Source organism: Kribbella pittospori (genome assembly GCF_004331465.1).
Classification (GTDB): Bacteria; Actinomycetota; Actinomycetes; order Propionibacteriales; family Kribbellaceae; genus Kribbella; species Kribbella pittospori.
On sequence record NZ_SJKB01000008.1, the window covers coordinates 155,176 to 181,137 of the forward strand.

Genomic DNA, 25,962 nt, shown 5'->3' on the forward strand with positions numbered 1-25,962 from the left:
GGACGAGGCCGGCGTACCAACGGGAAAGCCGCTGACCGGGTCGGTGGTGAAGAGGCCGGCACCGATCAAGCCAACGCCCCACAAGCCGATCAGAACGGCGCCCACCCTCAAACCTGGCCGCCAGAGGCCCACGGAGAGCGGTCCGGCCACGAGGCCGCACTGCAGCAGGCGGACTCTGACGGCCGGACTCATTAGTGGTTGCCTGCGGCGAGGGCCTCGGCGGCGCGGGCGCGGAGGGCGGCGCGGTCGACGCCGGCGGCCCGGAGCGCGCGGGCGACCCGGCCGCGTTCGGTGTCGAGGATGCCGACCAGGATGCGCAGCGGGCCGAGCCGGCCGGCGCCCAGCTTCGGCGGCGCATCCATGGCGCGCTTGAGCAGCAGCCGGGTCGAGTCACCGATGTGCGGGTTGCGGCTCTCATCGGGCGTTGCCTCGGGCAACAAACCGATCCGGACCGCGATGCCGGCGACGGCCAGGCTCTGCTCCAACTCGCGATCCAGGGCGGCCCGGATCGTCTCCTCGGTGAGACCGGCCTCGGCCAGCATCCGGGCCGCGGACGTGGTCCGGGTCGCAGCCAGCGCGAGCAGCACATGCTCGGCCTCGATCGACCGGGAACCGTCCCGCCGCGCCATCGTGCGGGCTTCGCGCACCAGCAGCGCGCGCACGTCTTTCGCATCCGACGCCATCATCGCCTCCTCAGGGCGACGCCCGCGGCGACCAGCCGCCGGGCGTGTTTCTTGTGCACGGCCTGCCGCGTGACCCCCAGCACCTCGGCCACATCGGACCACCTCCAGCCGGCCCGCATCGCCTGCTCCACCTGGCTGTCCTCCAGCCGGTCGGCCAGCCGGCGCAACGCGACCACCGCGGCCAGGCCTGCCGCGGGGTCCTCGGGATCCACCAACTCGGTCATATAAGCAACTTAGGTTGACACTCTCGATCTGTCAACCAAAGTTGCTAAAACCTGGGCCTTGACGCCCGGCGTCGATCGTCCCTATATTCAACACATCGGTTGATCAAAGGAACGGTTGATAAAGATGTCAGTTGATGACGCGCAGCTCGACCGGGCGTTCACCGCTCTCGGTGACCCGGTCCGGCGAGCGATGATCGCGCGACTGTCCCGCGGCCCGGCCACCGTGAACGAACTGGCCGAACCGTTCCCGATCACCAAGCAGGCGGTGTCGCGCCACATCCAGGTGCTCGAGACCGCCGGGCTGATCACCCGGACCCGGGACGGCCAGCGCCGCCCCTGTCACCTGGTGCCGGCCGCCCTCGAAGCACTGACGAGCTGGATCGACGAGTACCGGCTGGAGACCGAACGTCGCTTCCGCCGGATGGATGCCTTGCTCCAGACAGTGCAGGAGCAGGAGCAGTGAAGGAAGCAAAGAAAGGCAAAAGAAGTGATGAGAGACAGTGAAGGAGCAGGAGAAATGAACGCGACCACCATCAACACCCCCGCAGGCACCCCGTTCGTGCAGGTCAGCCGTGAGTTCGAGGCCACGCCGGCCCAGCTCTTCCGGGTCATGACCGACCCCGACCTGGTCACCGAGTGGCTCGGCCCGCGGAACCTGGACGCGACGATCGAGAAGTACGACGTCCGCCCCGGCGGGACCTACCGCTACATCCACCGCGACGACTCCGGTGAGTACGCCTTCCGCGGTGTCTTCCACTCCGTCGAGCAGGACAAGCTGGTCATCCAGACCTTCGAGTGGGAAGGGGCTCCCGGCGAGGTCTGCCTCGAGAAGATGACCCTGGAGTCGACCGAGACCGGTGTCCGGCTGCACCAGCAGTCGGTGTTCCCGTCGGTCGAGGCCCGCGACCAGTCGATCGAGTACGGCATGGAGAGCGGCATCCGCGACTCGATGGACCGCCTCGCCGAACTGCTCGCGAAGGAGGCCTGACCGATGAGCCGAGTCGTCGTCGACATCTCGGTCTCCCTGGACGGCTACGTCACCGGGCCCAATGTCAGCATCGACAACGGGCTCGGCGACGGCGGCGAGGTCCTGCACCAGTGGGCCTTCCAGGGCAACGCCGAGGACAACGCCGTACTGGACGCCGCGTTCGCGGCCACCGGCGCGGTCATCCAGGGCCGGAACCTGTTCGACGTCATCGACGCTCCGAAGGGGTGGAGCGACGAGATGGGGTACGGCGCGAAACCCACGGGCGAGGTCAATCCGCCGGTCTTCGTCGTCACCCACTCCGCACCGGCCAAGACCCGGCTGGGCGACCGCTTCCGCTTCGTCGGGAGTCCGGAGGAGGCAGTCGCGCAGGCCAAGGAAGTTGCCGGGGACAAGGATGTCTTCGTGATGGGCGGCGGGCAGGTCTGTCACGAGGTCCTCGCCGCCGGGCTGGCCGACGTACTGCACTTGCATGTGGCACCTGTCGTGCTGGGTGGCGGGACCAGGTTGTTCCCGGCCGAGCCTGCACAGGCCGTCCAGGTCGAGCTGGTCGAAGCGGTCTCCACGCCGGCGGCGCAGCACCTCGCCTACCGAGTCGTGAAGGAAAAGTAGCCATGGGCAACGTCATTGCTTCCGCCGTGGTGTCACTGGACGGGTTCGTCGCGGACACCGAGGACGGCGTCGGGCCGTTGTTCGACTGGTACAACAACGGTCCGGTCGAGATCTACGGCACCGACCAGGGCCGGCCGTTCCACGTCAGCCAGGCCAGCGCGGACTACATGAAGTCGACCTGGCCGAACATCGCGTCGTGCGTGATCGGGCGGCGTCTGTTCGACATCACGAACGGCTGGAACGGCGTACCGGCGGTGGGTGACCACGTGTTCGTCGTCACCCACGAGCCGCCGACCGACTGGCCCTTCCCGGACGCGCCGTTCACCTTCGTCAACGGGATCGAGAACGCGATCGCGCAGGCCAAGGAGCACGCCGGAGACCGCGACGTCAGCGTGACCGGTGGCAACCTCACCGGCCAGGCGGTCACGGCCGGACTGGTCGACGAGATCGCGTACAGCCTGGTCCCGGTGCTGTTCGGCACCGGCCGTAAGTTCTTCGGTGACTACGTCGGCCCGCAGGTCATGCTCGACGACCCGCGCGTGGTCCAGGGCGACCGCGTCACCCACCTGCACTATCGCGTGAGCAAGGGATGATCCGCGATGACGGTCCGGGACCCGGGCTCCACTTCAGTGAAGCCCGCGTCCTGGACCACGGGTAATCCACTGGCGAGCAAGCTCTCCCACTGAGCAGCGCTTGCAGTGCGAACCGCCAGCGCGAAGTCCGCAGCAGCCCAGGCCTTCTTGCCAACTGTCGACAGCGCCCACCAGGCGAGGTGCGCACCGTGACCGCACTGCGCCATGGCTTTGCCGCTGGACATATCCAACTCCGGATTGACCCACAGGACAGGTACGCCGGGCTCCGGCGCCGCTGGGTCCTCGGAGTCTTCGAAGTCGGTGCCACTCACCTGCAGGTTGGCGAGCTCCAGCGGTACGGCGTCAACCGGCGTCGGCGGGAACACGCGGACTTCCGCGGTCACTCCGGTCATGGTGATCCCGGGAACGGATTCGGCCCGGCGCCACTCGATGCCCCGGCTGCGTTTGACGATCTTCCGAATCCGATCGTCCTGCCAGGCAGTCATCGCCTCGGCCCACTCCCCCTCACCGGTCGAGCGGCCGTCGGCCAGGATCGCGAGGACCGCCCGCGCCGCGGTCTCCAGCGCGTCGGTCTGCGCCGGCCGAGCGTTCTTCTCCACCCGAACCACCAGCGTCATCACATGCTCCACGCTGTGAGTCTTTCAAACTTCTTGTCTGTCGATGGGGGTAGGTTGGGCGGCATGCAGCAGTACCTGGATCTTCTACGGCACGTGCTGGACAACGGGGTGCAGAAGGGCGACCGGACCGGGACCGGCACGCTGAGCGTGTTCGGCCACCAGTCGCGCTACGACCTCCGCGCGGGATTCCCCGCGGTGACGACGAAGAAGCTGCAGCTGCGGTCGGTGATCGGCGAGCTGATCTGGTTCCTCAGCGGCTCGACCAACGTCAAGTGGCTGCACGAGAACAACATCTCGATCTGGGACGAATGGGCCGACGCCGACGGCGAGCTCGGCCCGGTCTACGGCTACCAGTGGCGGTCCTGGCCGACGCCTGACGGCCGGCACGTGGACCAGATCGCCGGTGTGATCGAGTCGATCAAGAACAACCCGGACTCGCGCCGGCACATCGTGAACGCCTGGAACGTCGCAGACGTGGACAGCATGGCGTTGCCGCCCTGTCACACCATGTTCCAGTTCTATGTCGCCGATGGCCGGCTGTCCTGCCAGCTCTACCAGCGCTCCGCCGACATCTTCCTCGGCGTGCCGTTCAACATCGCGTCGTACGCGCTGCTGACCCACATGGTGGCCCAGCAAACCGGGCTCGAGGTCGGCGACTTCGTCCACACGCTCGGTGACGCACACCTGTACCTGAACCACCTCGACCAGGCCCGCCTGCAGCTGACCCGGGAGCCCCGCGCGCTGCCGACTCTGCAACTGACGCCGCGCGACTCGATCGACTCCTACGAGATCGCCGACGTCGAACTGACCGGCTACGACCCCCACCCCGGCATCAAGGCCCCGATCGCCGTCTGACCAGGTCCCTGAGCCGTCAGCGACAACGACTACGCAACGGGACCGTCACTTGGGCCTGGAACCGCGTAGATTGTGTGCGCGTCACGGAGGTGACAGTGCGCGCGGGTGACGGGGACGCCGCGCGGAGGCCACCGGAGGGGAACGACGATGACCGAAGCCGACAACACACCAGGTACGCCGGCAGCCGCGGCCGCCGCGCAGCCGGCGATGTCGCCGCTGCAGCCGCCGACCGCGACCGCGCCGGGGCTGATACTGACCGCGCCGCCGCCATCACAGCCGGTGGCCGCGACCGCCGCACCGAGCCTGGCGCCGGCGGTTGACGCTGCCGCCCTGCCCGGCCTCGACGCGAAGGTGGACACCTTCCTGACCGCGCTGATGTCGGCCGAACCGCGCTCACCGGAGTTCGCGGCGAAGGCCAGTGACGTCCGCAGCATGGGCGACGTCGACATCCGCGCCGCCGCCGACAGCTCGAACCGGCTGCTCAAGTCGCCGGTGCGGGCGCTGCAGGAGGGCGGCCTGTCCGAGGGTTCGACCGTCGGCAAGACGCTGCTCGAACTGCGCCGTACGGTCGAGGATCTGGACCCGAAGGAAGCGACCGGGCCGAAGAAGCTGCTCGGGATGATCCCGTTCGGCGACAAGATCGAGGACTACTTCCGCAAGTACCAGAGCGCGCAGAGCCACCTCGAGGGCATCCTGCACGCGCTGCGCAACGGCCAGGACGAGCTCGGCAAGGACAACGCCGCGCTGAACCTGGAGAAGCAGCAACTCTGGGACGCGATGACCCGGCTGAACCAGTACGTGTACGTCGCCGAGCGGCTGGACTCGAGGCTGTCAGCGGCCATCGCCGAACTGGAGGCGACCAACCCGGACAAGGCGAAGGCGTTCCGCGAGGACGTGTTGTTCTACGTCCGGCAGAAGCACCAGGACCTTCTCACCCAGCTGGCCGTGTCGATCCAGAACTACCTGGCCATCGACATCGTGATCAAGAACAACATCGAGCTGATCAAGGGCGTCGACCGTGCGTCGACCACCACGGTCTCGGCGCTGCGTACGGCGGTGATCGTGGCGCAGGCCCTGAGCAACCAGAAGCTGGTGCTGGACCAGATCAGTGCGCTGAACACGACCACCAGCAACATGATCGAGCGCACCTCGCAGATGATGAAGGACAACTCGGTGGCGATCCAGCAGCAGGCCGCATCGGCGACGATCGGGCTGCCGCAACTGCAGGCCGCGTTCGCGAACATCTACGCGACCATGGACGCGATCGACACGTTCAAGGTGGAGGCGCTCGACAACATGGCCGCCACCATCGGCACGCTGGAGACCGAGGTGACCAAGTCCCGGAGCTATCTGGAGCGGGTCGCCCAGCAGGACCAGCGGGTCGTTCACGGCAGCCTCGACCTCGACCTCGGTCGCTGAGTCACGGCCGCCGGAGACGACAGCTAGCGAGGGGACTGCATGGCGCTCGGTGACTTCTTGGCGCGGCTGACCGGCCGCAAGCAGGAGCCCGAGCCTGCCCCGACCCCCCGCGCACCGACGAACGACGACCTGCTGGCGGCGCTGGTCCGCGTCGAGCAGTTGGTCGCGGACGGCGCCGTACCGGCCGTGGTCGCGTCGCGGGTCGGACGGGTGGTCCGGGTGGTGCGGGAGACGATCCCGCGGCTGGGGAACCTCGGCGGGAGCGCCCAGGCGTACTCGGTGATGGCGACCGCGACGGACTATCTGCCGGAGGCGATCGGGGGCTACCTGCGGCTGCCACGGCAGTGGGCGGACACGCGGCCGGTGGACCGGGGCAAGACCTCGCTGATGATCCTGATCGACCAGTTGGACCTCCTGGGCGCAACGATGGACAAGGTGTTCGACGCGGTGAACCGGGCCGACGCGGCGGCACTGATCGCCCACGGCCGATTCCTGCAGGAGAAGTTCGGCACCGGCTCCACCGGCGGGGGCCTGGCCCTCGGGCCGACGGCCTCGACGCCGCCACCTGACATCACCGGACCACTACAACCACCACCCGGACGAGGAGAGGCATGAGCCGCGACGGGGGACTCCGCGAGGCGCTGACCGAGCTGCTGGTCGTGGCCGGCCGGGCCGGTGTCGCCGAGGACCGCGCCCGCTCCGAGGCGCTGTCGCTCGCGGCCGCGCTGGCCGAGTCGGCGCCGGGCGCACCGGCTGACTGGAGCAAGGTGGTCGAGGGCGCGACGACGCAGGACTTCTTCGACGCCGCCGTTCGCGGCCGCCGCTGGCGCGGTGCGCCGACGGGCGCGCTGAGCGAGCTGATCGCCGACGGCTCGGCAGAGAAGATCGCCTACGCGGAAGCACTCGCGGAGGTGGCATCGGCAGCGTGCACGCTGGGCGAGCCGACGATGCGGGTCGTCGGCAACGCCTCGGTCGCGGCGGCGGCACAGCTGCAGGCGGCAGGTGCTCGCCCGCTGCAGACCGGTACGACGCCGGCCACTCCCCCGACCGGCACTCCGGCGTCGCCTGTCACTGGCCAAGCACAGGCAGCTGCGAAGACGGCGACTCAGCCGGCAACGGAGGCCGAGCCGGCGAAGACGGTGGAAGAGCTGCTGGCTGAGCTGGACGAGCTGACCGGTCTGGAGCGGGTCAAGCGGGAGGTGCACCGGCAGGTCGCCGTACTGCGGGTTGAGAAGCTGCGGACAGAGGCAGGGCTGAAGAGTCCGACCATCACGCGGCATCTCGTGTTCGTCGGCAACCCTGGCACGGGCAAGACCACGGTCGCGCGGCTGGTGAGTGGGATCTACAAAGCGCTCGGCCTGCTGTCGAAGGGACAACTGGTCGAGGTCGATCGGTCCGAGCTGGTCGCTGGGTACCTGGGCCAGACCGCGACGAAGACCGCTGAGGTGGTCGCGTCCGCGGCCGGCGGGGTGCTCTTCATCGACGAGGCGTACAGCCTGACCGCGGGAGACACCGGCGCCGACCAGTACGGGCGTGAGGCGGTCGACACGCTGGTCAAGGAGATGGAGGACCGGCGCGACGACCTGGTAGTGATCGTTGCCGGATACCCCGAGCCGATGGAGACCTTCATCGCCGCGAACCCCGGTTTGGCCAGCCGGTTCCGGACCACGATCGCGTTCGACGACTACAGCGACGACGAGTTGACCGACATCCTGACCGGGCTGTCGGAGGGCGCCGACTACGAGTTGGTGCCGGACGCACTCGAGCGGTTCCGGGAGATCCTGGCGGCCACGCCGCGGGACCGGTCGTTCGGCAACGGGCGGTTCGCCCGGAACGTGCTGGAGGCCGCGATCGGCCGGCATGCCTGGCGGCTGCGCGACGTGACGGCACCTACCAAGGACCAACTGCGTCAGATCCTCGCCGAGGACCTCACGGAAGAGCCCGAGACCGACGTACCTGAGCAGTCTGAGCAAGGAGACGAGGCGTGACCCAGACACAGAGTGCGCCGCAGCCCGCGACCTGGTCGCCGCCGGCCCAGCAGTCCGGTACGCCGGCTGTGCAGCCGCCCGCCTCCCAGACCGCGAGCCGGCGGAACGCGATCGCCCGGTGGTTCGATGGCACGCCCGGCCGGATGCGCGCCATCCTCATCATCGCCGCGGCCATGAGCGTCGTCTTCGGCCTGTGCGCCGCGCAGGGGTTCCGTCAGTCCGACGGTGCCCTGACGCGCGCCGAGGAGAACGCCGCCCAACTCGTCCGGATCCAGGAGATCCACACCAACCTGGTCAGCGCCAACGCCGACGCGACGAACGCGTTCCTGGTCGGCGGTCTCGAGCCCCCGGCGCAGCGCCAGCATTTCGTCGACTCGATGGCGTCGGCCGCGGGCCTGATCGCCGAGGCTGCCACCGCGCAACCCGCGGACCAGGAGGCGCTCGGCGCGCTGAACAAGACGCTGCTGACATACCAGGGCCTGATCGAGCAGGCGCGCGCGAACAACCGCCAGGGTCTCCCGATCGGATCGCAGTACCTGAGGGACGCCAACGCGGTCCTGCAGAACGACTCGCTCCCGCTGGTCCAGGCGCTGGTCCAGGCCAACGAGGACCGGACCGCCGACGAGTTCGGCGCCGTCAGCGACGGCACCATCTGGGTCCTCGTGGCCGGCGTCCTCACGCTCCTCGTCTTCGCTTTCACCCTGCGCTGGCTGGCCCGGCGTACCCATCGCTACATCAACATCCCGATCGCGGTCGGGGGTCTGCTCGTCCTGGTCACCGTGATCGTCGGCAGTGTCGCCCTGTCCTCCGCGGCCGGCGACGCCTCCGACACCGAGTCCGATGCGTACGCCGACACCCTGGCGCTGTCCCGGGCCCGGATCGCTGCGTACGACGCCCGCTCGAACGAGAGCCTCACGTTGATCGCCCGCGGCTCGGGTGATGCTTTCGACAAGGCGTACCAGGCCGCGGCCGGCCGGGTCGAGGAGCAACTGAGCAAGCTCTCGGGTACGGCGGCCGACAGCATCCGCACCGACTGGGATGCCTACCGGACGGTCCACGCCGAGGTCCGGAAGCGGGACGGTGCGGGTCAGTGGGACAGCGCCGTGGACCTGGCCATCGGCACCTCGAAGGACCCGGCGAACTCGGTCAAGACGTTCCAGGCCTTCGACCAGGGCTCGGCCGACGAACTGACGAACACCAGCGCGGCGGTCACCTCCAACCTGTCCGACTCCCGCAACGGACTGCCGCCGATCGGCTGGCTCGGCCTGCCGATCGGCATCGCGGCGGCTTTGCTCGTCGCCTGGGGCATGTCGCAGCGACTGGAGGAGTACCGATGAAGAAACTCACCCCGGTCGTGGTCGTAGCTGCTCTGCTCCTGACCGCCTGCAGCTCAGGCAATTACGAAGCCACTCAGATCCCCGCCAAGCCCGCCCCGAAGGTCACCACCGCGGCACCGCCCGCGGCGCCCAAGCCCTGCACAGACGGCCAGGACCCGTTGGCGTCGTACGCACCGGACGCCAACGTGCCCGCGCCCGGAACCCCGATGCCGGCCGGGACGATCCTGGAGACGATCCAGAAGCGCGGCCGCCTGATCGCCGGAGTCTCTGCCGACAGCCTCAACCTCGGCTCGCGGAACCCGATCAGCGGCCGGATCGAGGGCTTCGACATCGACATGATCAACATGGTCGCGGACGCGATCTTCGGCGCGCCCGCGCCGGGCGAGCCGCACAAGGTCGAACTGCGGGTGATCTCCAGCCCACAGCGGATCCCGTTGCTGATGGACGGCAAGGTCGACATCGTCGCCCGGAACATGACCATCAACTGTGCTCGCTGGGACCAGATCGCCTTCTCCGCCGAGTACTACCGCTCCGGCCAGAAGACGCTGGTGCAGTCCGACTCGACGGCGAAGAGCGTCGCCGATCTGTCCGGGAAGACGATCTGCGCGCCGGCGGGGTCGACCAGTCTGGACAACCTGAAGCGCAAGAACCCGGCAGTCAAGCCGATCACCGCCGACTCCGACACCGGCTGCCTGGTGCTGTTCCAGCAGGGCAAGGCGGCCGGGATCTCCGGCGACGACACGGTGCTGGCCGGCGATGCGGCACAGGACCCGTACGCCAAGATTCTCCCGGAGCGGTTCAGCGACGAGCCGTACGGTCTCGGCTTCCAGAAGGGCCACCCCGAGTTCGTCAGACTGGTGAACAAGGCGCTCGCGGACATGAAAGCTGACGGCCGCTGGCAGGCGTCGTACACCAAGTGGCTCGGCAAGCTGGGCAAGACGAATCCGCCGGCACCGATTTACGGCCGGACCCAGGGCCTATGACCGTCCGTACGCCGACCGCCTTGGCACCGGCGCCGCCGGGGAAGATGGGGAGCAGCGTTCCGGCGACGGAGCTGCTCTCGTTCCTCGACGCGCTGGGGACGTGGCGCGACCGGCGGAAGGCCGAGCTGGACGAGCTGGACCAGGCCGCCCTGCACTCCCCCGAATCCGACGCGCTGAGTGCCGATGTCGTGCTCGCGATGGCGGTCTGGAAGGCGGTATCGGATCGGTACGAGCTGATCCTGATCACGTGGGATTCGGGCCGGGTCGGGACGAAGGAGACCGAGCGGATCAGCACGTTGATCTGGGGCGGTCTGGACACCGGCAGCGCCGGTGGATCGCTCGCAGTTTCGTTGCCCGAGGCATGCAAGTTGTCGGACGCGCTGGCGTCGAGCCTGCGAGCCAAGCTGGCGCTGGAGCCGGGTGACGCCGACCTGGCCGCCCGGCTGCGGCAGCTGCGCGCTCAAGTCGAGCGGATCAACGACCTGGTCAAGCTCGAGCCGGCCGGCACCCGCAACGCAGCGATCGCGGAGCACCACGACCTCGATCGCCGGGTGAGCGACCTGGCCGATCGGAACAAGCGCGGTGCGGACATCGGCGGGCTGATCGGTCCGCTGGAGATCGACCTGGCCCGGAGTGAGCGCGACCTCATCGTCGGTGCCGCCACACGCAAGGAGCGCGCGGCCGATGTCGCGCGCGCACGCTCGCTGCGCAGCGAGCTGGAGGCACAGGGCCAGGCCGTGCGCAGTCTTGCCGACAAGGCGGTCGCCACGGTTACACCGGCCCCGCGACTCGCCGTACCTGATGTGACTGCGCTCGGACCGGTGCCGAACACGCCGTCCGAGCTGGAGAAGTACCTGACCCGGCTGGACGCCGTGCGACGTGCGCTCGGTCAGGCACAGGCGGCGTACGGCGCCGTACTGGAACGGCGGGACGAGTTGGCCGCCCGGCTGGACGCGTACCAGGTGAAAGCGGCGAGTGTTGCCCCAGGCAACGAGGACCTCGCCGAGCTGTACCGGCGCGGCCGTGCCGTGATCGAGTCGGAACCGGTGGAGCTGGCCCGGCTGGGTGCACTGGTGACGGCTTACCAGGCCTACCTGGAAGCCACAGGAGGGACGAAATGACCACGACCATCGCCTGTACGCAGCCCGGCTGCACCGGGAGCATCCAGGACGGGTACTGCGACGTGTGCGGCTCGCCCGCGGCCGCAGCCGCGACCAGTCCGAGTCCGTCGACCGGTGCCTGTACACAGCCCGGCTGCACCGGCACCTTCGTGGACGGGTACTGCGATGTCTGTGGCTCACCGGCACCCTCTGGTGCGGTCAGCCCCTCCGCTGTTGTCGGAGCTCCCAGCGTGACCGCGCCGGACCTGCCGGACCCGATAAGCACCCCTTCAACGGTTTCGCGCGCCTCCAACCGGCTCGCATCGACCCCACTCGGCTCGGCCCGCGCGGGCGCGGCCGGCTCGAAGCTGACCCGTAAACTGGGGACGTCCTCCACGCGGCTGCGCGGAGCGCGACTCGGCGCCGGCCTCACCCACGTGCCGTCGATCCCCGCGATCGACGCCAGCAAAGCGATCCTGGTCAACCCGATGGTCCCCGAGGACCGCCGGAACTGTCCGAGCTGCGGCCATGAGGTCGGCCGCGCCCGCGGCGACCAGCCCGGCCGGACCGAGGGCTTCTGCCCGAAGTGCCGGAGCAAGTTCTCGTTCTCGCCGAAGCTGCACGCGGGCGACCTGGTCGGCGGCCAGTACCAGGTGGCCGGCTGCCTGGCGCACGGCGGCTTCGGCTGGATCTACCTGGCCCGGGACAAGAACGTGTCCGACCGGTGGGTGGTGCTGAAGGGCCTGCTGAACTCCGAGGACCCGGACGCCGTCGCCGCCGCGATCGCCGAGCAGCAGTTCCTGGCCCGCGTCGAGCACCCCCTGATCGTCGAGATCTACAACTTCGTCACCCACGACGGCGCCGGCTACATCGTGATGGAGTACGTCGGCGGTACCTCGCTGAAGACGTTGCTCAAGCAACGAATGGCCGCGAACCACGGGCAGTACGACGCGCTGCCGATCGACCAGGCGATCGCGTACATCCTCGAGATCCTGCCCGCGTTCTCCTACCTGCACGACCTCGAGCTGCTGTACTGCGACTTCAAGCCGGACAACATCATCCAGGTCGGCGACGCGGTCAAGCTGATCGACCTCGGTGGGGTCCGGCGGATCGACGACCTCGACTCGGCGATCTACGGCACGGTCGGCTTCCAGGCTCCCGAGGTGGCCGAGGTCGGCCCGTCGGTCGCGTCCGACATCTACACGCTCGGCCGGACGCTGTGCGTGCTGGCGATGGAGTTCCGCGGCTACCAGTCGCGGTACGTCGATTCGCTGCCGCCGGTGAACGACGTACCGCTGTTCCAGAAGTACGACTCGGTGTACCGGCTGCTGGCCAAGGCGTGTGCGAAGGACCCGGCGGACCGGTTCCAGTCTGCCGACGAATTCCGTGTGCAGCTGCTCGGCGTACTGCGAGAGGTCGTCGCGGACAAGCAGGGCGTCAAGGCCGCACAGCACTCGGCGTCGTCCCTGCTGTTCGGCACGCCCGGTGACAAGTCGACGGGGTTGGGAGATGCCGCCGAGCCTTGGCAGCAGCTGCCCTCGCTGGCGCCGGACGACAGCGACAAGATGGCCGGCTGGCTGAAGACCGTGAGCGTTCCGGACGCCGGCAAGCGACTCGAGCTGCTGGTGGACGCGCCGGAGTCGTCGGCGCAGATCCTGCTGGAGATCGCGGAGGCCGCGCTCGAGGTGGGCGAGGAGCGCTACGACATGGTCGACACCGCGGGGTCCGACCTGCTGGCCGAGGACCCATGGGAGTGGCGGGCGGTCTGGATGGCCGGACTGGTCGCTCTGGCCCGCGGCGACGCGCCCGGGGCGCAATCGGCTTTCAACGCCGTTTACGGCCAGGTGCCGGGTGAGCTCGGGCCGAAGCTGGCGCTGGCGATCGCCTGCGAGCAGAGCGGCGAGTACGACGTTGCCGAGGGCCTCTACCTCACCTGCGCCCGCACAGACGCCAACTACATCGCGCCCTCGGCCTTCGGTCTGGCCGCCATCCGCACGCAGCGGAACGACCTCGACGGAGCCCTGGCCGCACTCGACCTGGTGCCACGAACCAGCGGCGCGTACGTGCGGGCCCGTCGCCAGCGAGCCGGACTGCTGGCAGGATCGGGGCGTGGCCTGCCCGCGCTCGCTCAGGCGATGGACAGCATCGACGCGCTGACCATCGACCCGGTCGACCGGGCCAACCTGGCCGCGGACGTGTTCCGGACCGCGCTGGCCGAGGTCCAGCAGTCCGGTCCGCAGGAAGGTCTGCGGATCGACGGACGGGAGGCGACCGAGCCGGCCCTGCGGGACGGGCTCGAAGCCACCTACCGGCAGTTGGCCGACCAGGCCGAGAGCCGGCCGGAACGGATCGCCCTGGTCGACCAGGCCAACGAGGTTCGAGGATGGACGTTGCGATGACGAGTACGACCCAGACGGTCTGCCCCAGCTGTGGCGGGCAGGTGTCCGAGGCCGATCGCTTCTGCGAGGCCTGCGGCGCCGAGCTCAACCCGACGGCCGCCCCCGCCAGTCCCGCGTTGGACACCGACACCGAGCCCACGGTCGAGATCAGCACCGCCCCTGCGGCGGAGCCGGTCGGTCCGTGCCGGTCCTGCGGTGGTGCGATCGGTGCCGAGGGCTACTGCGAGACCTGCGGCACGAAGGCGAGCAAGCCGCGCGACCACTTCGACGAACACCCAGCACCGTGGGTGGCCGGCGTGTGCGACCGCGGCATCCGGCACAGCCGCAACGAGGACGCACTGGCCATCGCGGCCGACGCGGAGCCCGGCAGCCGGGCGCTACTGGTCGTCTGTGACGGTGTGAGCTCGTCACTCGACTCGGACGTCGCCAGTCTGGCCGCAGCACGTGCTGCACGCGAGGTGCTGGTGGCTGGGCATGCCCAGGGCATCGGCACCGAGTCGTCGCACAGCAATGCGATCGTGGCCAGGCTCAAGGCGGCTGCCGACGCGGCCAATGACGCCGTACTGGACAACACGAGTCCGGACAGTCCGAACCCGGCGTCGTGCACGTTCGTGGCGGCCGTTCTGGAGGACGGTCTGCTGGTGGCCGGTGCTGTCGGCGACAGTCGCGCGTACTGGTTCCCGGACGAGGACGAAGCGGTCGCACTGACCGTGGACGACTCGTGGGCCGCGGAGCTGATCGCGACCGGCATCTCCCGCGCTGAGGCGGAGTCCGGTCCGCACGCGCACGCGATCACGCGCTGGCTCGGCAAGGACGCACCGGACCACACACCCCGGACCACCACGCTCTGCCCGGCCGGACCGGGCTGGATCCTGGTCTGCTCGGACGGGTTGTGGAACTACTGCTCCGAGGCGGCACCGCTGGCCGACCTCGTACGTCAGACCGCTGCGGCGCACGGTGGCGAGCCGCTGGCCACCGCGTCCGCCCTGGTCGACTGGGCCAACGCCCAGGGCGGTCAGGACAACATCACCGTCGCGCTGGCGCGGCTCTAGCTTCAGGAAAGGACGCCGAGATGGCTGAGTTCTCCGCCACCGTCTACCAGAACGAGTTCCTGCCGGACGGCGGGACCGACGTACACGCGATCGTCACGGTGAACTGCAGCGGCGCCGGCGCGGCCGGGCAGTCCGGCAGCGGTGACGCCGGCGAGATCATCATCGTCGACACCTCCGGCTCGATGGGCGCCGACGGCGTCCGGGCCGCCGGGGCCGCCGCGCAGACCGCGCTCGACCAGATCCTCGACGGCGTCTGGTTCGCGGTCATCTCCGGCAACGACCGCGCGCAGCTGGCGTTCCCGCCCTCGCCGGAGCCGGTGATGATGAAGATGGACCAGTTCACCCGGCAGGCGGCCAAGGACGCGGTGGCCCGGTTCTACGCCGACGGCGGCACCGCGATGGGCACCTGGCTGCGGCTGGCGTCGCGGGTGTTCGCGACCGTGCCGTCGCTGACCCAGAAGCACGCGATCCTGCTCACCGACGGCGAGAACCAGCACGAGACACCCGAAGTACTCACCGAGACCATCAAGGCGGTCACCGGCCAGTTCCAGTGCGACACCCGCGGTGTCGGCGTGGCCTGGCAGGTCGACGAGGTACGGCGGATCGCGCAAGCGCTACTCGGCACCGTCGACATCATCCCGGCGCCGGACCAGCTGGCGGCCGAGTTCTCCAAGCTGATCCAGAACGCGATGAGCCGCGGTGTCGCGCAGGCCGACCTGCGGGTCTGGGCTCCGCAGGGTGCGGAGGTGCTGTTCGTCCGGCAGGTCGCGCCGACCGTTGAGGACCTGACGTCACGCCGTACGGCGATCAACCCGCTGACCGGCTCGTACCCGACCGGCTCGTGGGGTGACGAGTCGCGTGACTACCACGTCGCGATCCGGCTTGCTGCGAAGGGGATCGGGCAGGAGCAGCTGGCCGCCCGGGTGCAGCTGGTCCTCGGCGCCGACGTGGTCGCACAGGGTCTGGTCAAGGCGTTGTGGTCTGCGGACGAGGCGCTGACCACGCGGATCAGCCCCGAGGTCGCGCACTACACCGGGCAGACCGAGCTGGCCGACGCGATCCAGGAAGGCCTGGCCGCGAAGGCCGCCGGCGACACCGAGACCGCGACCACCAAGCTCGGCCGGGCCGTCCAGCTGGCGGCGCAGACCGGCAACGAGGAAGCGACCACGCGGCTGCGCAAGGTGGTCGACATCGACGACCAGGAGGCGGGTACCGTGCGGCTGAAGCGGACCGTCGAGAAGGCCGACGAGATGGCCCTCGATACGGCCTCCACCAAGACCACTCGGGTGAAGAAATGAGCACGGTCAACTGTCCGAGCGGACACCCGTCCACCTCGACCGACTACTGCGACGTCTGCGGCCTGCCGATCGGCACTGCTGCGACTCCGGCTGGAGCCTCGGTGCCGGCGCCGGCCGTTGCCGCGCCTTCGCCTGCGCCCGCTGTGGCGGCTCAGACGTGCCCGAACTGCTCGGAGCCGGCTGCCACGGACGCCTTGTTCTGCGAGAGCTGCGGCTACGACTTCACCACCGGCACCATGCCGCGCGCCGCGTCCTCGCTCGACCTGTCGGCGCCTGGCGCGCCTGTCCCGCCGATGCCGCCGGGCCCGCCTGCCGAGGTTGCCGAGTGGGTCGTTGAGCGGTGGGTTGATCCGGACTGGTACGCCGTACAGCAGAGCGACGACCCGTGTCCGTCACCGGGGTTGCCTGTCGTGATCCCTTTGAACGACAAGAGCGTGCTGGTCGGCCGCCCGTCGCGGAGCCGCGGCATCACGCCCGAGGTCGACTGCGGAGACGACACCGGGGTCAGCCGGCGGCAGGCTCAGCTCACAACTGACGGTCAGCGCTGGTGGGTCGAGGACCTGCAGTCCTCCAACGGGACGTATGTCGGGCCCGCATCCGGACCGCTGCCCGAGGACCCGATCTCTCCTGGGCAGCGGCGTGAACTCAACCCGGACGACCGCGTGTACGTCGGCGCCTGGACCCGCCTCGTCGTCCGCAAGTCCACTCCCGAGGAACGCGCCGGCCAGGCCTGAGGTTTGTCGGGAGCCCGACGCGGGGGGACGGTGGTTGGAGGTTCAGCCCGACGCGGCCGCTACGCGCGCTCCCGCCGTGCGTGCTCGCAACCGCTCCCAGCCGCCCCTTCCTTGCTTGCGCCGGACTCCTGCGTCGCCCGGCTTGTCGACTGCCACTGGATACGCCAGCCCGTAAATCGGCAGCACTCCGTCTCTCCCGGGCGGTCCGCACCGTGGATCGGGAGGCGGACCGAACGGCGATCGGGCCGTCCGCACCATGGATCGGGAGGCAGACAGCACCGGCGATCGGGGGGGTGGTTCGCACCCTGCATCGGGGCTCGACCCGCACTCTGGTTCGGGGCTCGGTGCGGAGTCTGGATCGGGGCCCGGTCCGGAGTCTGGATCGATCGCCCGGGGCGGGCCCGCATCATGGGAGTCGCGCTGCCGGACAGTCGCACCCGTGGAATCGGGCCGTCGCCGGTGAAGGTCAAGGGATCAGAACGAGCTTGCCGCGGACGCCTCCCGCTCTCAGCAGGTCAAGGGCTTCGGCGGCCTCGGTAAGGGCGAAGGTCTTGGCCTCGGTCGTGCTGATCTGGCCGGCCTCGGCGGCGCGCGCGATCTCATCCAGGCGCCGGCCGTCAGGCTCGGCACGGACGATCGTGGGCTCGATGCCACGCTCAGCAGTGAACTGACCGCCGGGCACCCAGAACTCCGGAACCGCCGTGACATACCTGCCGCCATCGCGGACCGCAGCGAACGCCGCGCGAGCCCTCGGACCACCGACGACATCGAGGGCGGCGTCGGCTGACGAGGGTACGGGCGTGGTCGTCGAGTCCGGCGTGAGCACGGTGATTCCCCGGGCAACCGCGAGTTCAGCCGCGAACCGGCCGACCGCACCACGCGCTCCATTGACCAAGAGCGTCTGGCCGGCGCCGAGATCGAGAAGGTCGAGCGCCTGGTGGGCGGTGAGTGCGGCCAGCGGCAACGTGGCGGCCTCGACCCAGTCGAGGTTCGCCGGCGCCGCCGCCAGGTGTGCCGCCGGAAGCGTCACATACTCCGCATAGCCACCAACCTGCGTCCTGGAATGACCGGTGCTCGCGATCACCGCAGCCCCGGCCTCCCAGTCGCCCGCCTCGACCACACCGGCCACGTCGTACCCGGGGACGAGCGGCAGCCGGAGTTCGTCGTACCAGCGGTAGTTCCCGGCCACCATGCCGAGGTCGGCCTGGTTGACCGCCGCGGCCATGACCTTGATCAGGACCTCGCCGTCAGCCGGCCGCCTCACCGGAAGGGTGTGCGGTCGCAGGACCGCTCCGGGGCCGACTCGGTCGGTTGCCATCACGCGCATCGTCGTCATGTTCCCGACCGTAGGCAGCATCGGGCCGCTCGTCGTTGATCGAGATCAATCGCCGACGGATCCGGCTCAGTGCCTCCGGCGTGACACCGACGTACGACGCGATCTGGCGCTGGGTCAGCCGGTTCGCGAGAGCGCCGTGGTCGGCGAGGAACTGCTGATACCGCGCGGTCGCGTCGGTCAGCAGGAGCTCGCTGTGCCGTTGTTCGACGCGAAGGTAGAGCTCCTCCGTGAGCCGGGCGACGAGCTGCTGCCAGCCCGGGTTCGCCGCGACCATCGCGTCGTACCCAGACCGCGGGGCGACCATGAGGTCAGCGGGCTCGAGCGCCTCGATCGTGAGCTGCGAAGCCTCCTTGCGCAGCGCCGCGCTGTACGCGCAGACGAGCTCGCCCTCGGCGCGGAATCCCATCGTCCGCTCGGTCCCTGCGGGGTCGGTGGCGTACAGCCGGAACAGCCCACGCTCAACGAATCCGACCCGATCGGGCCGGTCTCCGGCCCGAACCATCAGCTCACCCCGTTCGACCCGCGCAGGCCGGAACACCTCGCGTCCGCGAGCAGCTTCGGCCGCGGGGAGCTGGGCCAGGAAGCGCTCGAATTCACTCATACGTTCACAACATCATCCACCCGCCGCCTCCGACAAGCCGGGCGAGGCAGGCGAGCAACGCGAGCCGGGAACGGTCGGCGCGAATCGCACGGTGCCGCTCTCTCTGGTATTGCATCCAGGTCCAGGTTGTCGCTCCCAGATCCGTTACCAAGCCGCAGCTCCGGGGCGCTGCTGCGGAGCGAGTTCACCGCTTTCAACACCGCCGTAGGTCACCAGCTCGCCGACCGGCGGTGGCATCAGGCCGGTCCCCGCAGCTCGTCGGCGTGCTGCTCGTCGACGGTGAACCGCTCCAACAGGTTCGCCCGGATCAGGGCCGGGGGACCGAGTCCCAGGCCAGCTCGGTCACGGTGCCGTCTGAGGCGACGTTGTTCAGGCTGACCCGCACTGAGGTGGCGCCGCCGACCACATCGGCATTCACATACAGGTGGACCTCCTCAACCTTGCTGTAGCAGGTCACTTGGCTGTAGGTGGTGTCAAGGAGCGTCGAACCGCTGTAGCTCTTGGCGATCGACTGGCGGCAGCCGCTCGTGTCCAACGCCCGCTGTACGCCGTCCACCATCGCCGCACGGTTGTAGAACGTGATGGTCCCCTTCGTGTAGGTGGCGCCGTAGGGTGCCTCGTACGGGGCCGTCGGGTAGGCCGTCGAAGCTGCTTGGGCCGCCGAGGCGGTTCCCGCGACAGTCATGAGGATCGCGAGCAATCCGGTACCAGTGGCAAGAGACTTACGCATCGAGTCCTGCTCCTTCGAGTCGCCGAACACATCGTCGGGACACTCTGCTCCGGCAATCCCCTACCGCGGAACCCTTTTGCAGCTTGTTGCAGCGCGGCGGGAGGCAGCGACCGCGAGCACGCGACGGCAGGAGCGCGTGTAGCGGAGGCGTGGGGGCAACACCTCTTCCCAGAAAGACGTTTGCTATTGCGGAAGGGAGCTCGCCGCAATGGTTCGTAGCGTGTAGGTATGACGACGAACACGGACATCAGGCCCTTCCGGATCGAGATCTCGCAGGCGGAGGTGGATGACCTCAAGGCGCGGCTGACCAACGCGCGCTGGCCGGCCACCCCGCCGGTGGACGACTGGAGCCGCGGGGTTCCGGTCAGCTACCTGAAGGAGCTGGCCGAGTACTGGGCCAACGACTACGACTGGCGCACCGCCGAGGCTGCGCTCAACGAGCTTCCGCAGTTCATGACCGAGATCAACGGTCAGCGGATCCACTTCTTCCACCAGCGGTCCTCGTCGCCGGATGCGTTGCCGCTGATTCTGACGCACGGGTGGCCGGGGTCGCCGGTGGAGTTCCAGCAAATGATCGGCCGGCTGACCGACCCGGCGGCGTATGGCGGGGATCCGGCTGACGCGTTCCACGTCGTCGTACCGTCGCTGCCTGGCTACGGGTTCTCCACGCCGCTCGGACCGGGTGGATTCAACCTGTTCGGGGTGGCGCAGATGTGGGCCGAGCTGATGAGCCGGCTCGGGTACGAGCGGTACGCCGCCCACGGCACGGACGCCGGATCGGGTGTCGCGGGGATGCTGGCGATGGTGGATCCGGCGCACGTGGTCGGCGTACACCTGGCTGGAGTGACAGCCGGTACGCCGTTCGGGGAACCGCTGTCGTTGGACGGGTTGTCGGAGTCGGATCAGGCGCGAGCGGAGCGGTTCAACACGATGCTGGACGAGGGCTTCGGCTACCTGGTGCTGCAGTCGACGCGGCCGCAGACGCTGGCGTACTCGCTGAACGACTCGCCGATCGGGCAGCTCGCCTGGATCGTGGAGAAGTTCGCGGAGTGGACCGACCCGATCCACCCGCTGCCGACCGACGCAGTCGACCGGGATCAGTTGCTGACCAACATCAGCCTGTACTGGTTCACCGGCTCCGGCGCGTCGACGGCACATGCGGTGTACGACGGTATGCGGGCTTGGAAGGCGATGGTCGCGCAGCAGGCGCAAGGTGACTCGGAAGGCTGGGGCGGCCACGAGGTCAGCGGGCCTCCGACCGGAGTCGCGGTGTTCGGTGCCGAGAGCGCGATCCGCAGCCTGGCCGACCCGGCCGGCAAGATCGAGCACTGGAACGAGTACGAGCGCGGCGGCCACTTCGCGGCGATGGAAGTCCCCGACCTCCTGACCTCAGACCTGCAATCCTTCTTCAAACCACTTCGCTGATCGGACTCAGGAACTGCTCGCGATCATCGCTCCGGACAACCTTCCCTCGCAGAAGGGCTGTCAGAAGCTCGGGTTCAGGTTCTGGAAGCAGGCGCCGGTGTATGGCGATGTCCGCAACCTCTACAAGCGCGTTTAGTTGCCGGGCTGGGGTTCGTGGGTCCAGCCTGGTGACGGCTTGAAGCAGAGCCATTCGATGACGGCGGAGCCGACGATGATCGGCATCGCCCAGGACCAGGCCTGGTGCGGCAGGCTGACCACCACAATCGCTGTCCACAAGGCGATCCAGCCACCGCCGTACCCGCGCAGCACCCCGCGGTACCACAGACCGCCGGGTGCTTCGGCGGCCCGCTGGCCCAGGTACACGAACAGGTACGTCGCGACCGAGATCGGCCAGAACACCCACAACTGCGACCAGTCGTACGGCACCAGCACGAGCGCGGTCAGGCAGACCAGTGCGATCGCCCAGTGGTAGACCTCGCCGGCCCAGGTCAGCCCGTGCCGCCGCAACGTGAGCACGATCGCGAGCGGGCCGAACACCACCGCCAGGACTCCCGCGACGATGTGCAGGATGAGCGCGATGTCACGCATCGCCGTGCCTCCCCGGCTCCGGGCAGGCACCGGAGCTCTCCGACATGTCAGGGAGCATAGGGGCCGGAACGGCGGCCGTCTGCCCCTCGGCGCACCCAGTTGGGAACGCCGAGGGGCAGCGCTCAGACCTCCGGGAAGGACAGCACTCTGCGGACCGCGAAGTTCCGATATGCCAGGCGTTCGAAGCTCTTGGCCATCGGAACGTTGCCGAAGTCGGTGTCCGCGCGGATGTGCTCGGCGCCGGTCTCGGCCAGCAGGTGGGTGATCTCGGCAAGCAAGTCATCGATGTACCCGCGCCTGCGGTGCTCGGGCACCACACCCAGGTAACCGACGACAGGGCCGCCCGCGTTGGCCGACGGGATCGCGAACCCGATCAGCTTGCCGTCGGCGTCGTACCCGAGCCGCCACCAGTCCCGGTCCCCTGGCATCGACTTGTACAAGGCGAGGTCGTCACGAGCTGCTCCCTCGACCCCGAGCCGCGCGATCTCCCGCGCAGTCGCAGCGTCCAGGCTGCCCTCGCTGACGCGCGCGAACACCTGGACGAACGCCTCGTCGTCGGCCGGTTCGAACCGCAGCCGGGTGGACCGCTCGGGCAGTCCGTACTCCGGCTTCCACTCGTACCGCAGCCGGTCGGTGATCTCGGTCAGTCCGAGCGCGGCGACCGCCTGCCGACGCGGCTCCAGCGCGGCCACGACCTCGGGATGGTCCTGCCAGTCGGCGTCCAGGAAGAAGTGGTACTCCGGCAGCTCGGCGTCGGCCGGCCGCGACTTCAGGCCTGCCTCGACCAGGGCCGTCCAGACCGGGACGGGATCGCCGTCGCCGACGTAGTAGAGGCCGTCGATGCTGAACGGGTGCTCGTCGTTCGGTGCTCCCCACCAGATGGCGAGGGCCTGGATGGCGCCGTCCTCTTCGACGACCCAGGTCCACTGGTCGCGATACATGCCGCCGGCAACGTATTCACGGTAGCGCTCGGCCGTCACGGTGTTGACGGACTTCTGCTCGATCAGAGCGAGGATGGTGTCGAGGTCGGCCTCGACGGTGGTGCGGATGGTCACGAATCCTCCAGCAGGAGGCGCGCTGCTCCGCTCAGTGCGAGCTGTGCGAGCGGATCGGACGCGCCGGGAAACAAGTCGGTGTACTCATCGGCTGCCCCTTCCGCTCCGGATCTCTCTCGCCGGGCCAGACATTAGGGCCTGCACGGGGTCATAGTCCAACCGTTATTCACAGTTGGGATGTATGCCTTCGCAGGCTTCCGACACGCTCGAACTCATCCACTCCGGTGGGCCGTTCCCGTATCCCCAGGACGGCACCGTGTTCCAGAACCGGGAGGGCATCCTGCCCGACGAGTCGACCGGCTACTACCACGAGTACACCGTGAAGACGCCCGGCTCCCCCGACCGCGGCGCGCGCCGGCTGATCGGCGGCGGCGCGACCACAGACCCTGCGCACCTCTACTACACCGCCGACCACTATGCGTCGTTCTGCGAGGTCGACGAGGAGAGCTAGTCCTCACTCCGACGGTACTGTCGTCGACACGTTGAGTAACCATTCCCGCCCCTGACGGAAGGACTCATCCTCGATGTCGACCCTGCGTACGGTCGTGATCGGCCTGCTCGCCGTCGGACTGGTCGCCGGCGGCCGGCCCGCACCCGGGCTGGCCGTCGCGACCGGCAACCCACTGAAGCTGACCAGCGGTTTCTACGTCGATCCGGATTCCAGCGCGGCCCGCTTTGTACGGCGGCACCCGGGTGCGACCGAGATCAAGACCAGGATCGCAGACCAGGCGGGTGCGCGGTGGTTCGGTGGTACGAGCGGTGACGTCAAGCAGGCCGTGACCGCGTACACCACGGCTGCCGACAAGCTGGACAAGCTGCCGGTGCTTGTCGCGGGCAACATTCCGGGTCGCGACTGTGGTGGTCGCTGGAGTGGTGGTGCCGAGTCGCCGTCGGCGTACCGGACCTGGATCAGCCAGTTCTCCGACGGCATCGGTGCGCGGCCGGCGATCGTGGTGATCGAGCCGGATGCGCTGGCACGGCTCGACTGCCTGCCGAGGAAGGACCGGCCGGCGCGGATCGCGCTGCTCAAGTACGCCGCCAACCAGTTCGCGACGAAGAACCCGAACACGTGGGCCTATCTGGATGCCGGTACGGCGACCACGCTCGAGACCAAGGAGATGGCACGGCGGCTGCGGCTGGTCGACATCGGCAAGGTCCGCGGCTTCGCGCTGAACGTCTCGAACTACTACACGACCGAGGAGTCGGAGGCGAGGGGCACCGCGATCAAGGCGGCGCTCGGCGGTGCCGGTGAGTTCGTCATCGACACCAGCCGCAACGGTAACGGCTCCAACGGAAGTTGGTGCAACCCCACCGGCCGAAAGCTGGGCGCCCCCACGCAGGTTGGCGCCGCACCCGACCAGGCCGCCTTCACGGCCGGCACACCCGCCGACCTTCTGCTCTGGCTCACCACGCCCGGCACGTCCGACGGGCTCTGCGGCCCCACCCCAACCATCCCTCTCGGCACCTTCTCCCCCGTCCTGGCCACCCACCTCATCACCGGCACCTGAACAAACGCCTGACTTCACCCCACTCACAACAGAAAGCGGTCCCGGGTGGGAACCCGGGACCGCTTTTGTCCTGCTGTGCGCTGTCGAACTTCCTACCTCAGAAGTCCATGCCGCCCATGTCGGGCGCGCCACCCGGAGCGGCCGAGACCTTCTCCGGCTTGTCGGCGATGACGGCCTCGGTGGTGAGGAACAGGGCCGCGATCGACGCCGCGTTCTGCAGCGCCGAGCGAGTCACCTTGGCCGGGTCGATGATGCCGGTCGCGATCAGGTCGACGTACTCGCCGGTCGCGGCGTTCAGGCCGTGTCCGGTCGGGAGGTTGCGGACCTTCTCCACCACAACGCCGCCCTCGAGGCCGGCGTTGATCGCGATCTGCTTCAGCGGGGACTCGACGGCGTGGCGCACGATCTGCGCTCCGGTCGCCTCGTCACCCTCGAGCTCCAGCTTCTCGAACGCCGCCACGGACGCCTGGATCAGAGCCACGCCACCACCGGCGACGATGCCCTCCTCGACGGCCGCCTTCGCGTTGCGAACGGCGTCCTCGATGCGGTGCTTGCGCTCCTTCAGCTCGACCTCGGTGGCCGCGCCGACCTTGATCACGGCAACGCCACCGGCCAGCTTGGCCAGCCGCTCCTGCAGCTTCTCGCGGTCGTAGTCGGAGTCCGACTTCTCGATCTCGGCGCGGATCTGGTTCACCCGGCCGGCGATCTGGTCGGCGTCACCCTCGCCCTCGACGATGGTCGTCTCGTCCTTGGTGACGACGATCTTGCGGGCCTGGCCGAGCAGCTCCAGGTCGACGGAGTCGAGCTTGAGACCGACCTCCTCGGAGATCACCTCGCCGCCGGTCAGGACGGCGATGTCGACCAGCATGGCCTTGCGGCGGTCACCGAAGCCCGGCGCCTTGACGGCGACGGCCTTGAAGGTGCCCTTGATCTTGTTGACGACCAGGGTGGCCAGGGCCTCGCCCTCGATGTCCTCGGCGATGATGGCCAGGGACTTGCCGGTCTGCATGACCTTCTCCAGCACCGGGACCAGGTCCTTGATGCTCGAGATCTTGCTGTTGACGATCAGGATGTACGGGTCGTCGAGGACCGCTTCCATCCGCTCCGTGTCAGTCACGAAGTACGGCGAGATGTAGCCCTTGTCGAAGCGCATGCCCTCGGTGAGCTCGAGCTCGAGGCCGAAGGTGTTGCTCTCCTCGACGGTGATGACGCCTTCCTTGCCGACCTTGTCCATCGCCTCGGCGATGATCTGGCCGACCTGGTTGTCAGCGGCCGAGATGGACGCGGTCGACGCGATCTGCTCGCGGGTCTCGACGTCCTTGGCCAGCTTGAGCAGCTGCTCGCTGACCGCCTCGGTCGCCTTCTCGATGCCCTTCTTCAGGCCCATCGGGTTGGCGCCGGCGGCGACGTTGCGCAGCCCCTCGCGGACGAGAGCCTGAGCCAGCACGGTGGCGGTGGTGGTGCCGTCACCCGCGACGTCGTCGGTCTTCTTGGCAACTTCCTTGACGAGCTCGGCCCCGATCTTCTCGTACGGGTCCTCGAGCTCGATCTCCTTGGCGATGGAGACACCGTCGTTGGTGATCGTGGGGGCGCCCCACTTCTTCTCCAGGACGACGTTGCGGCCCTTCGGGCCAAGCGTCACCTTGACGGCGTCGGCGAGGGTGTTCATACCCCGCTCGAGGCCGCGGCGCGCCTCTTCATTGAAAGAAATCAGCTTGGGCATTCTCCGCGAGTCCTCCCGCGTCGAGTCTTGGTGGTTCAGCCGGCCGGATGCCCGCGACGGACGGCGCCGGCAGCGCGGCGGTCACGTCCCGCCACAGTCCCAGCACCTCATCGAGGC

The 25,962-nt window shown here is 68.9% G+C and carries 27 protein-coding genes and 1 pseudogene; 18 read left to right on the plus strand and 10 right to left on the minus strand.

Annotation, left to right across the window (positions count from 1 at the left end; translation table 11 throughout):
- Nucleotides 1–18: 18 nt before the first annotated feature.
- From E0H73_RS48430 to E0H73_RS25150, 3 genes and pseudogenes are all read right to left on the minus strand, one after another.
- Nucleotides 19–192: pseudogene (locus tag E0H73_RS48430) on the minus strand (DUF998 domain-containing protein); the annotation flags it as partial.
- Complete coding sequence (locus E0H73_RS25145; RefSeq protein WP_202867555.1) at nucleotides 192–683, minus strand: Clp protease N-terminal domain-containing protein; 492 nt, start codon at nucleotides 681–683, stop codon at nucleotides 192–194. The gene E0H73_RS25145 and the pseudogene E0H73_RS48430, both read right to left, overlap by 1 nt.
- Complete coding sequence (locus E0H73_RS25150; protein WP_131360724.1) at nucleotides 683–907, minus strand: hypothetical protein; 225 nt, start codon at nucleotides 905–907, stop codon at nucleotides 683–685. The genes E0H73_RS25145 and E0H73_RS25150 overlap by 1 nt, the downstream gene beginning before the upstream one ends.
- Nucleotides 908–1,031: 124 nt before the next feature.
- Between E0H73_RS25150 and E0H73_RS25155 the strand changes: the two genes are divergently transcribed.
- Genes E0H73_RS25155 through E0H73_RS25165 form a run of 4 tightly spaced genes read left to right on the plus strand, consistent with a single transcriptional unit; the run spans nucleotide 1,032 to nucleotide 3,097 of the window.
- Nucleotides 1,032–1,370, plus strand: coding sequence for an ArsR/SmtB family transcription factor (locus tag E0H73_RS25155; protein ID WP_131360726.1), 339 nt, complete (start codon nucleotides 1,032–1,034; stop codon nucleotides 1,368–1,370).
- Between the two features lie 54 nt (nucleotides 1,371–1,424).
- Nucleotides 1,425–1,895, plus strand: coding sequence for an SRPBCC domain-containing protein (locus tag E0H73_RS46000; protein ID WP_165555812.1), 471 nt, complete (start codon nucleotides 1,425–1,427; stop codon nucleotides 1,893–1,895).
- A 3-nt stretch (nucleotides 1,896–1,898) separates the two neighbouring features.
- The gene (locus tag E0H73_RS46005; RefSeq protein WP_165555813.1) at nucleotides 1,899–2,504 is read left to right on the plus strand and encodes a dihydrofolate reductase family protein; all 606 of its coding nucleotides are present in this window, start codon (nucleotides 1,899–1,901) and stop codon (nucleotides 2,502–2,504) included.
- Between the two features lie 2 nt (nucleotides 2,505–2,506).
- The gene (locus E0H73_RS25165) at nucleotides 2,507–3,097 is read left to right on the plus strand and encodes a dihydrofolate reductase family protein (RefSeq protein ID WP_131360728.1); all 591 of its coding nucleotides are present in this window, start codon (nucleotides 2,507–2,509) and stop codon (nucleotides 3,095–3,097) included.
- Here the strand turns inward: E0H73_RS25165 and E0H73_RS25170 are convergent.
- Nucleotides 3,076–3,714 (minus strand): peptidyl-tRNA hydrolase, encoded by a 639-nt coding sequence (locus E0H73_RS25170; RefSeq protein ID WP_131360730.1) that lies wholly within the window; start codon nucleotides 3,712–3,714, stop codon nucleotides 3,076–3,078. The genes E0H73_RS25165 and E0H73_RS25170 overlap by 22 nt on opposite strands.
- A gap of 63 nt (nucleotides 3,715–3,777) precedes the next feature.
- Between E0H73_RS25170 and E0H73_RS25175 the strand changes: the two genes are divergently transcribed.
- The 11 genes from E0H73_RS25175 (at nucleotide 3,778) to E0H73_RS25225 (ending at nucleotide 16,879) form a co-directional block, all read left to right on the plus strand.
- Nucleotides 3,778–4,569, plus strand: a complete 792-nt coding sequence (locus tag E0H73_RS25175; protein ID WP_131360732.1) for a thymidylate synthase — start codon at nucleotides 3,778–3,780, stop codon at nucleotides 4,567–4,569.
- Nucleotides 4,570–4,716: 147 nt separating this feature from the next.
- A complete protein-coding gene (locus E0H73_RS25180) occupies nucleotides 4,717–5,988 on the plus strand; it encodes a toxic anion resistance protein (RefSeq protein WP_131360734.1) in 1,272 nt (423 codons plus the stop codon).
- Between the two features lie 39 nt (nucleotides 5,989–6,027).
- Nucleotides 6,028–6,603 (plus strand): hypothetical protein, encoded by a 576-nt coding sequence (locus tag E0H73_RS25185; protein ID WP_131360736.1) that lies wholly within the window; start codon nucleotides 6,028–6,030, stop codon nucleotides 6,601–6,603.
- Nucleotides 6,600–7,976, plus strand: coding sequence for an AAA family ATPase (locus E0H73_RS25190; protein ID WP_131360738.1), 1,377 nt, complete (start codon nucleotides 6,600–6,602; stop codon nucleotides 7,974–7,976). The genes E0H73_RS25185 and E0H73_RS25190 overlap by 4 nt, the downstream gene beginning before the upstream one ends.
- Nucleotides 7,973–9,313, plus strand: coding sequence for a hypothetical protein (locus tag E0H73_RS25195; RefSeq protein ID WP_131360740.1), 1,341 nt, complete (start codon nucleotides 7,973–7,975; stop codon nucleotides 9,311–9,313). The genes E0H73_RS25190 and E0H73_RS25195 overlap by 4 nt, the downstream gene beginning before the upstream one ends.
- Nucleotides 9,310–10,296 carry a glutamate ABC transporter substrate-binding protein gene (locus E0H73_RS25200; protein ID WP_131360742.1) on the plus strand — a complete coding sequence of 329 codons (987 nt, stop codon included), beginning with the start codon at nucleotides 9,310–9,312 and terminating at the stop codon, nucleotides 10,294–10,296. Before E0H73_RS25195 ends, E0H73_RS25200 begins: the two co-directional genes overlap by 4 nt.
- Complete coding sequence (locus tag E0H73_RS25205) at nucleotides 10,293–11,417, plus strand: hypothetical protein (RefSeq protein ID WP_131360743.1); 1,125 nt, start codon at nucleotides 10,293–10,295, stop codon at nucleotides 11,415–11,417. The genes E0H73_RS25200 and E0H73_RS25205 overlap by 4 nt, the downstream gene beginning before the upstream one ends.
- Complete coding sequence (locus E0H73_RS25210) at nucleotides 11,414–13,795, plus strand: serine/threonine-protein kinase (protein ID WP_131360745.1); 2,382 nt, start codon at nucleotides 11,414–11,416, stop codon at nucleotides 13,793–13,795. Before E0H73_RS25205 ends, E0H73_RS25210 begins: the two co-directional genes overlap by 4 nt.
- A complete protein-coding gene (locus E0H73_RS25215; RefSeq protein ID WP_131360747.1) occupies nucleotides 13,780–14,847 on the plus strand; it encodes a PP2C family protein-serine/threonine phosphatase in 1,068 nt (355 codons plus the stop codon). Before E0H73_RS25210 ends, E0H73_RS25215 begins: the two co-directional genes overlap by 16 nt.
- 20 nt (nucleotides 14,848–14,867) lie before the next feature.
- Nucleotides 14,868–16,145, plus strand: coding sequence for a vWA domain-containing protein (locus E0H73_RS25220; RefSeq protein ID WP_131360749.1), 1,278 nt, complete (start codon nucleotides 14,868–14,870; stop codon nucleotides 16,143–16,145).
- Entirely contained in the window at nucleotides 16,142–16,879 is a 738-nt protein-coding gene (locus tag E0H73_RS25225) for an FHA domain-containing protein (RefSeq protein WP_131360751.1), read from the plus strand. The genes E0H73_RS25220 and E0H73_RS25225 overlap by 4 nt, the downstream gene beginning before the upstream one ends.
- 466 nt (nucleotides 16,880–17,345) lie before the next feature.
- Here the strand turns inward: E0H73_RS25225 and E0H73_RS25235 are convergent, their stop codons facing one another.
- The 3 genes from E0H73_RS25235 to E0H73_RS25245 all read right to left on the minus strand — a co-directional run bounded on the left by E0H73_RS25235 (nucleotide 17,346) and on the right by E0H73_RS25245 (nucleotide 19,546).
- Entirely contained in the window at nucleotides 17,346–18,143 is a 798-nt protein-coding gene (locus tag E0H73_RS25235; RefSeq protein WP_165555814.1) for an NADP-dependent oxidoreductase, read from the minus strand.
- A complete protein-coding gene (locus tag E0H73_RS25240; RefSeq protein WP_131360754.1) occupies nucleotides 18,127–18,816 on the minus strand; it encodes a Crp/Fnr family transcriptional regulator in 690 nt (229 codons plus the stop codon). Before E0H73_RS25240 ends, E0H73_RS25235 begins: the two co-directional genes overlap by 17 nt.
- 307 nt (nucleotides 18,817–19,123) lie before the next feature.
- Nucleotides 19,124–19,546, minus strand: a complete 423-nt coding sequence (locus E0H73_RS25245; RefSeq protein ID WP_131360756.1) for a hypothetical protein — start codon at nucleotides 19,544–19,546, stop codon at nucleotides 19,124–19,126.
- A 228-nt stretch (nucleotides 19,547–19,774) separates the two neighbouring features.
- On the opposite strand from E0H73_RS25245, the gene E0H73_RS25250 reads away from it, so the two are divergent.
- Nucleotides 19,775–20,971, plus strand: coding sequence for an epoxide hydrolase family protein (locus E0H73_RS25250; protein WP_131360758.1), 1,197 nt, complete (start codon nucleotides 19,775–19,777; stop codon nucleotides 20,969–20,971).
- A 132-nt stretch (nucleotides 20,972–21,103) separates the two neighbouring features.
- Here E0H73_RS25250 and E0H73_RS25255 read toward each other — a convergent pair whose 3' ends face one another.
- Together E0H73_RS25255 and E0H73_RS25260 are read right to left on the minus strand one after the other, a co-directional pair.
- Nucleotides 21,104–21,559, minus strand: a complete 456-nt coding sequence (locus E0H73_RS25255; RefSeq protein ID WP_131360759.1) for a hypothetical protein — start codon at nucleotides 21,557–21,559, stop codon at nucleotides 21,104–21,106.
- 122 nt (nucleotides 21,560–21,681) lie between these two features.
- Entirely contained in the window at nucleotides 21,682–22,614 is a 933-nt protein-coding gene (locus tag E0H73_RS25260; RefSeq protein WP_131360761.1) for a GNAT family N-acetyltransferase, read from the minus strand.
- Nucleotides 22,615–22,795: 181 nt separating this feature from the next.
- Here E0H73_RS25260 and E0H73_RS25265 point away from each other — a divergent pair, with 181 nt between their 5' ends.
- Both E0H73_RS25265 and E0H73_RS25270 read left to right on the plus strand, forming a co-directional pair.
- The gene (locus E0H73_RS25265; RefSeq protein ID WP_131360762.1) at nucleotides 22,796–23,065 is read left to right on the plus strand and encodes a guanyl-specific ribonuclease; all 270 of its coding nucleotides are present in this window, start codon (nucleotides 22,796–22,798) and stop codon (nucleotides 23,063–23,065) included.
- Between the two features lie 73 nt (nucleotides 23,066–23,138).
- Nucleotides 23,139–24,122: a glycoside hydrolase family 6 protein gene (locus tag E0H73_RS25270; RefSeq protein ID WP_202867556.1), complete on the plus strand. Its 984-nt coding sequence runs from the start codon at nucleotides 23,139–23,141 to the stop codon at nucleotides 24,120–24,122.
- A gap of 97 nt (nucleotides 24,123–24,219) precedes the next feature.
- On the opposite strand, the gene groL is transcribed toward E0H73_RS25270, so the two are convergent.
- Nucleotides 24,220–25,845, minus strand: coding sequence for a chaperonin GroEL (groL, locus tag E0H73_RS25275; RefSeq protein WP_131360764.1), 1,626 nt, complete (start codon nucleotides 25,843–25,845; stop codon nucleotides 24,220–24,222).
- Nucleotides 25,846–25,962: the final 117 nt, after the last annotated feature.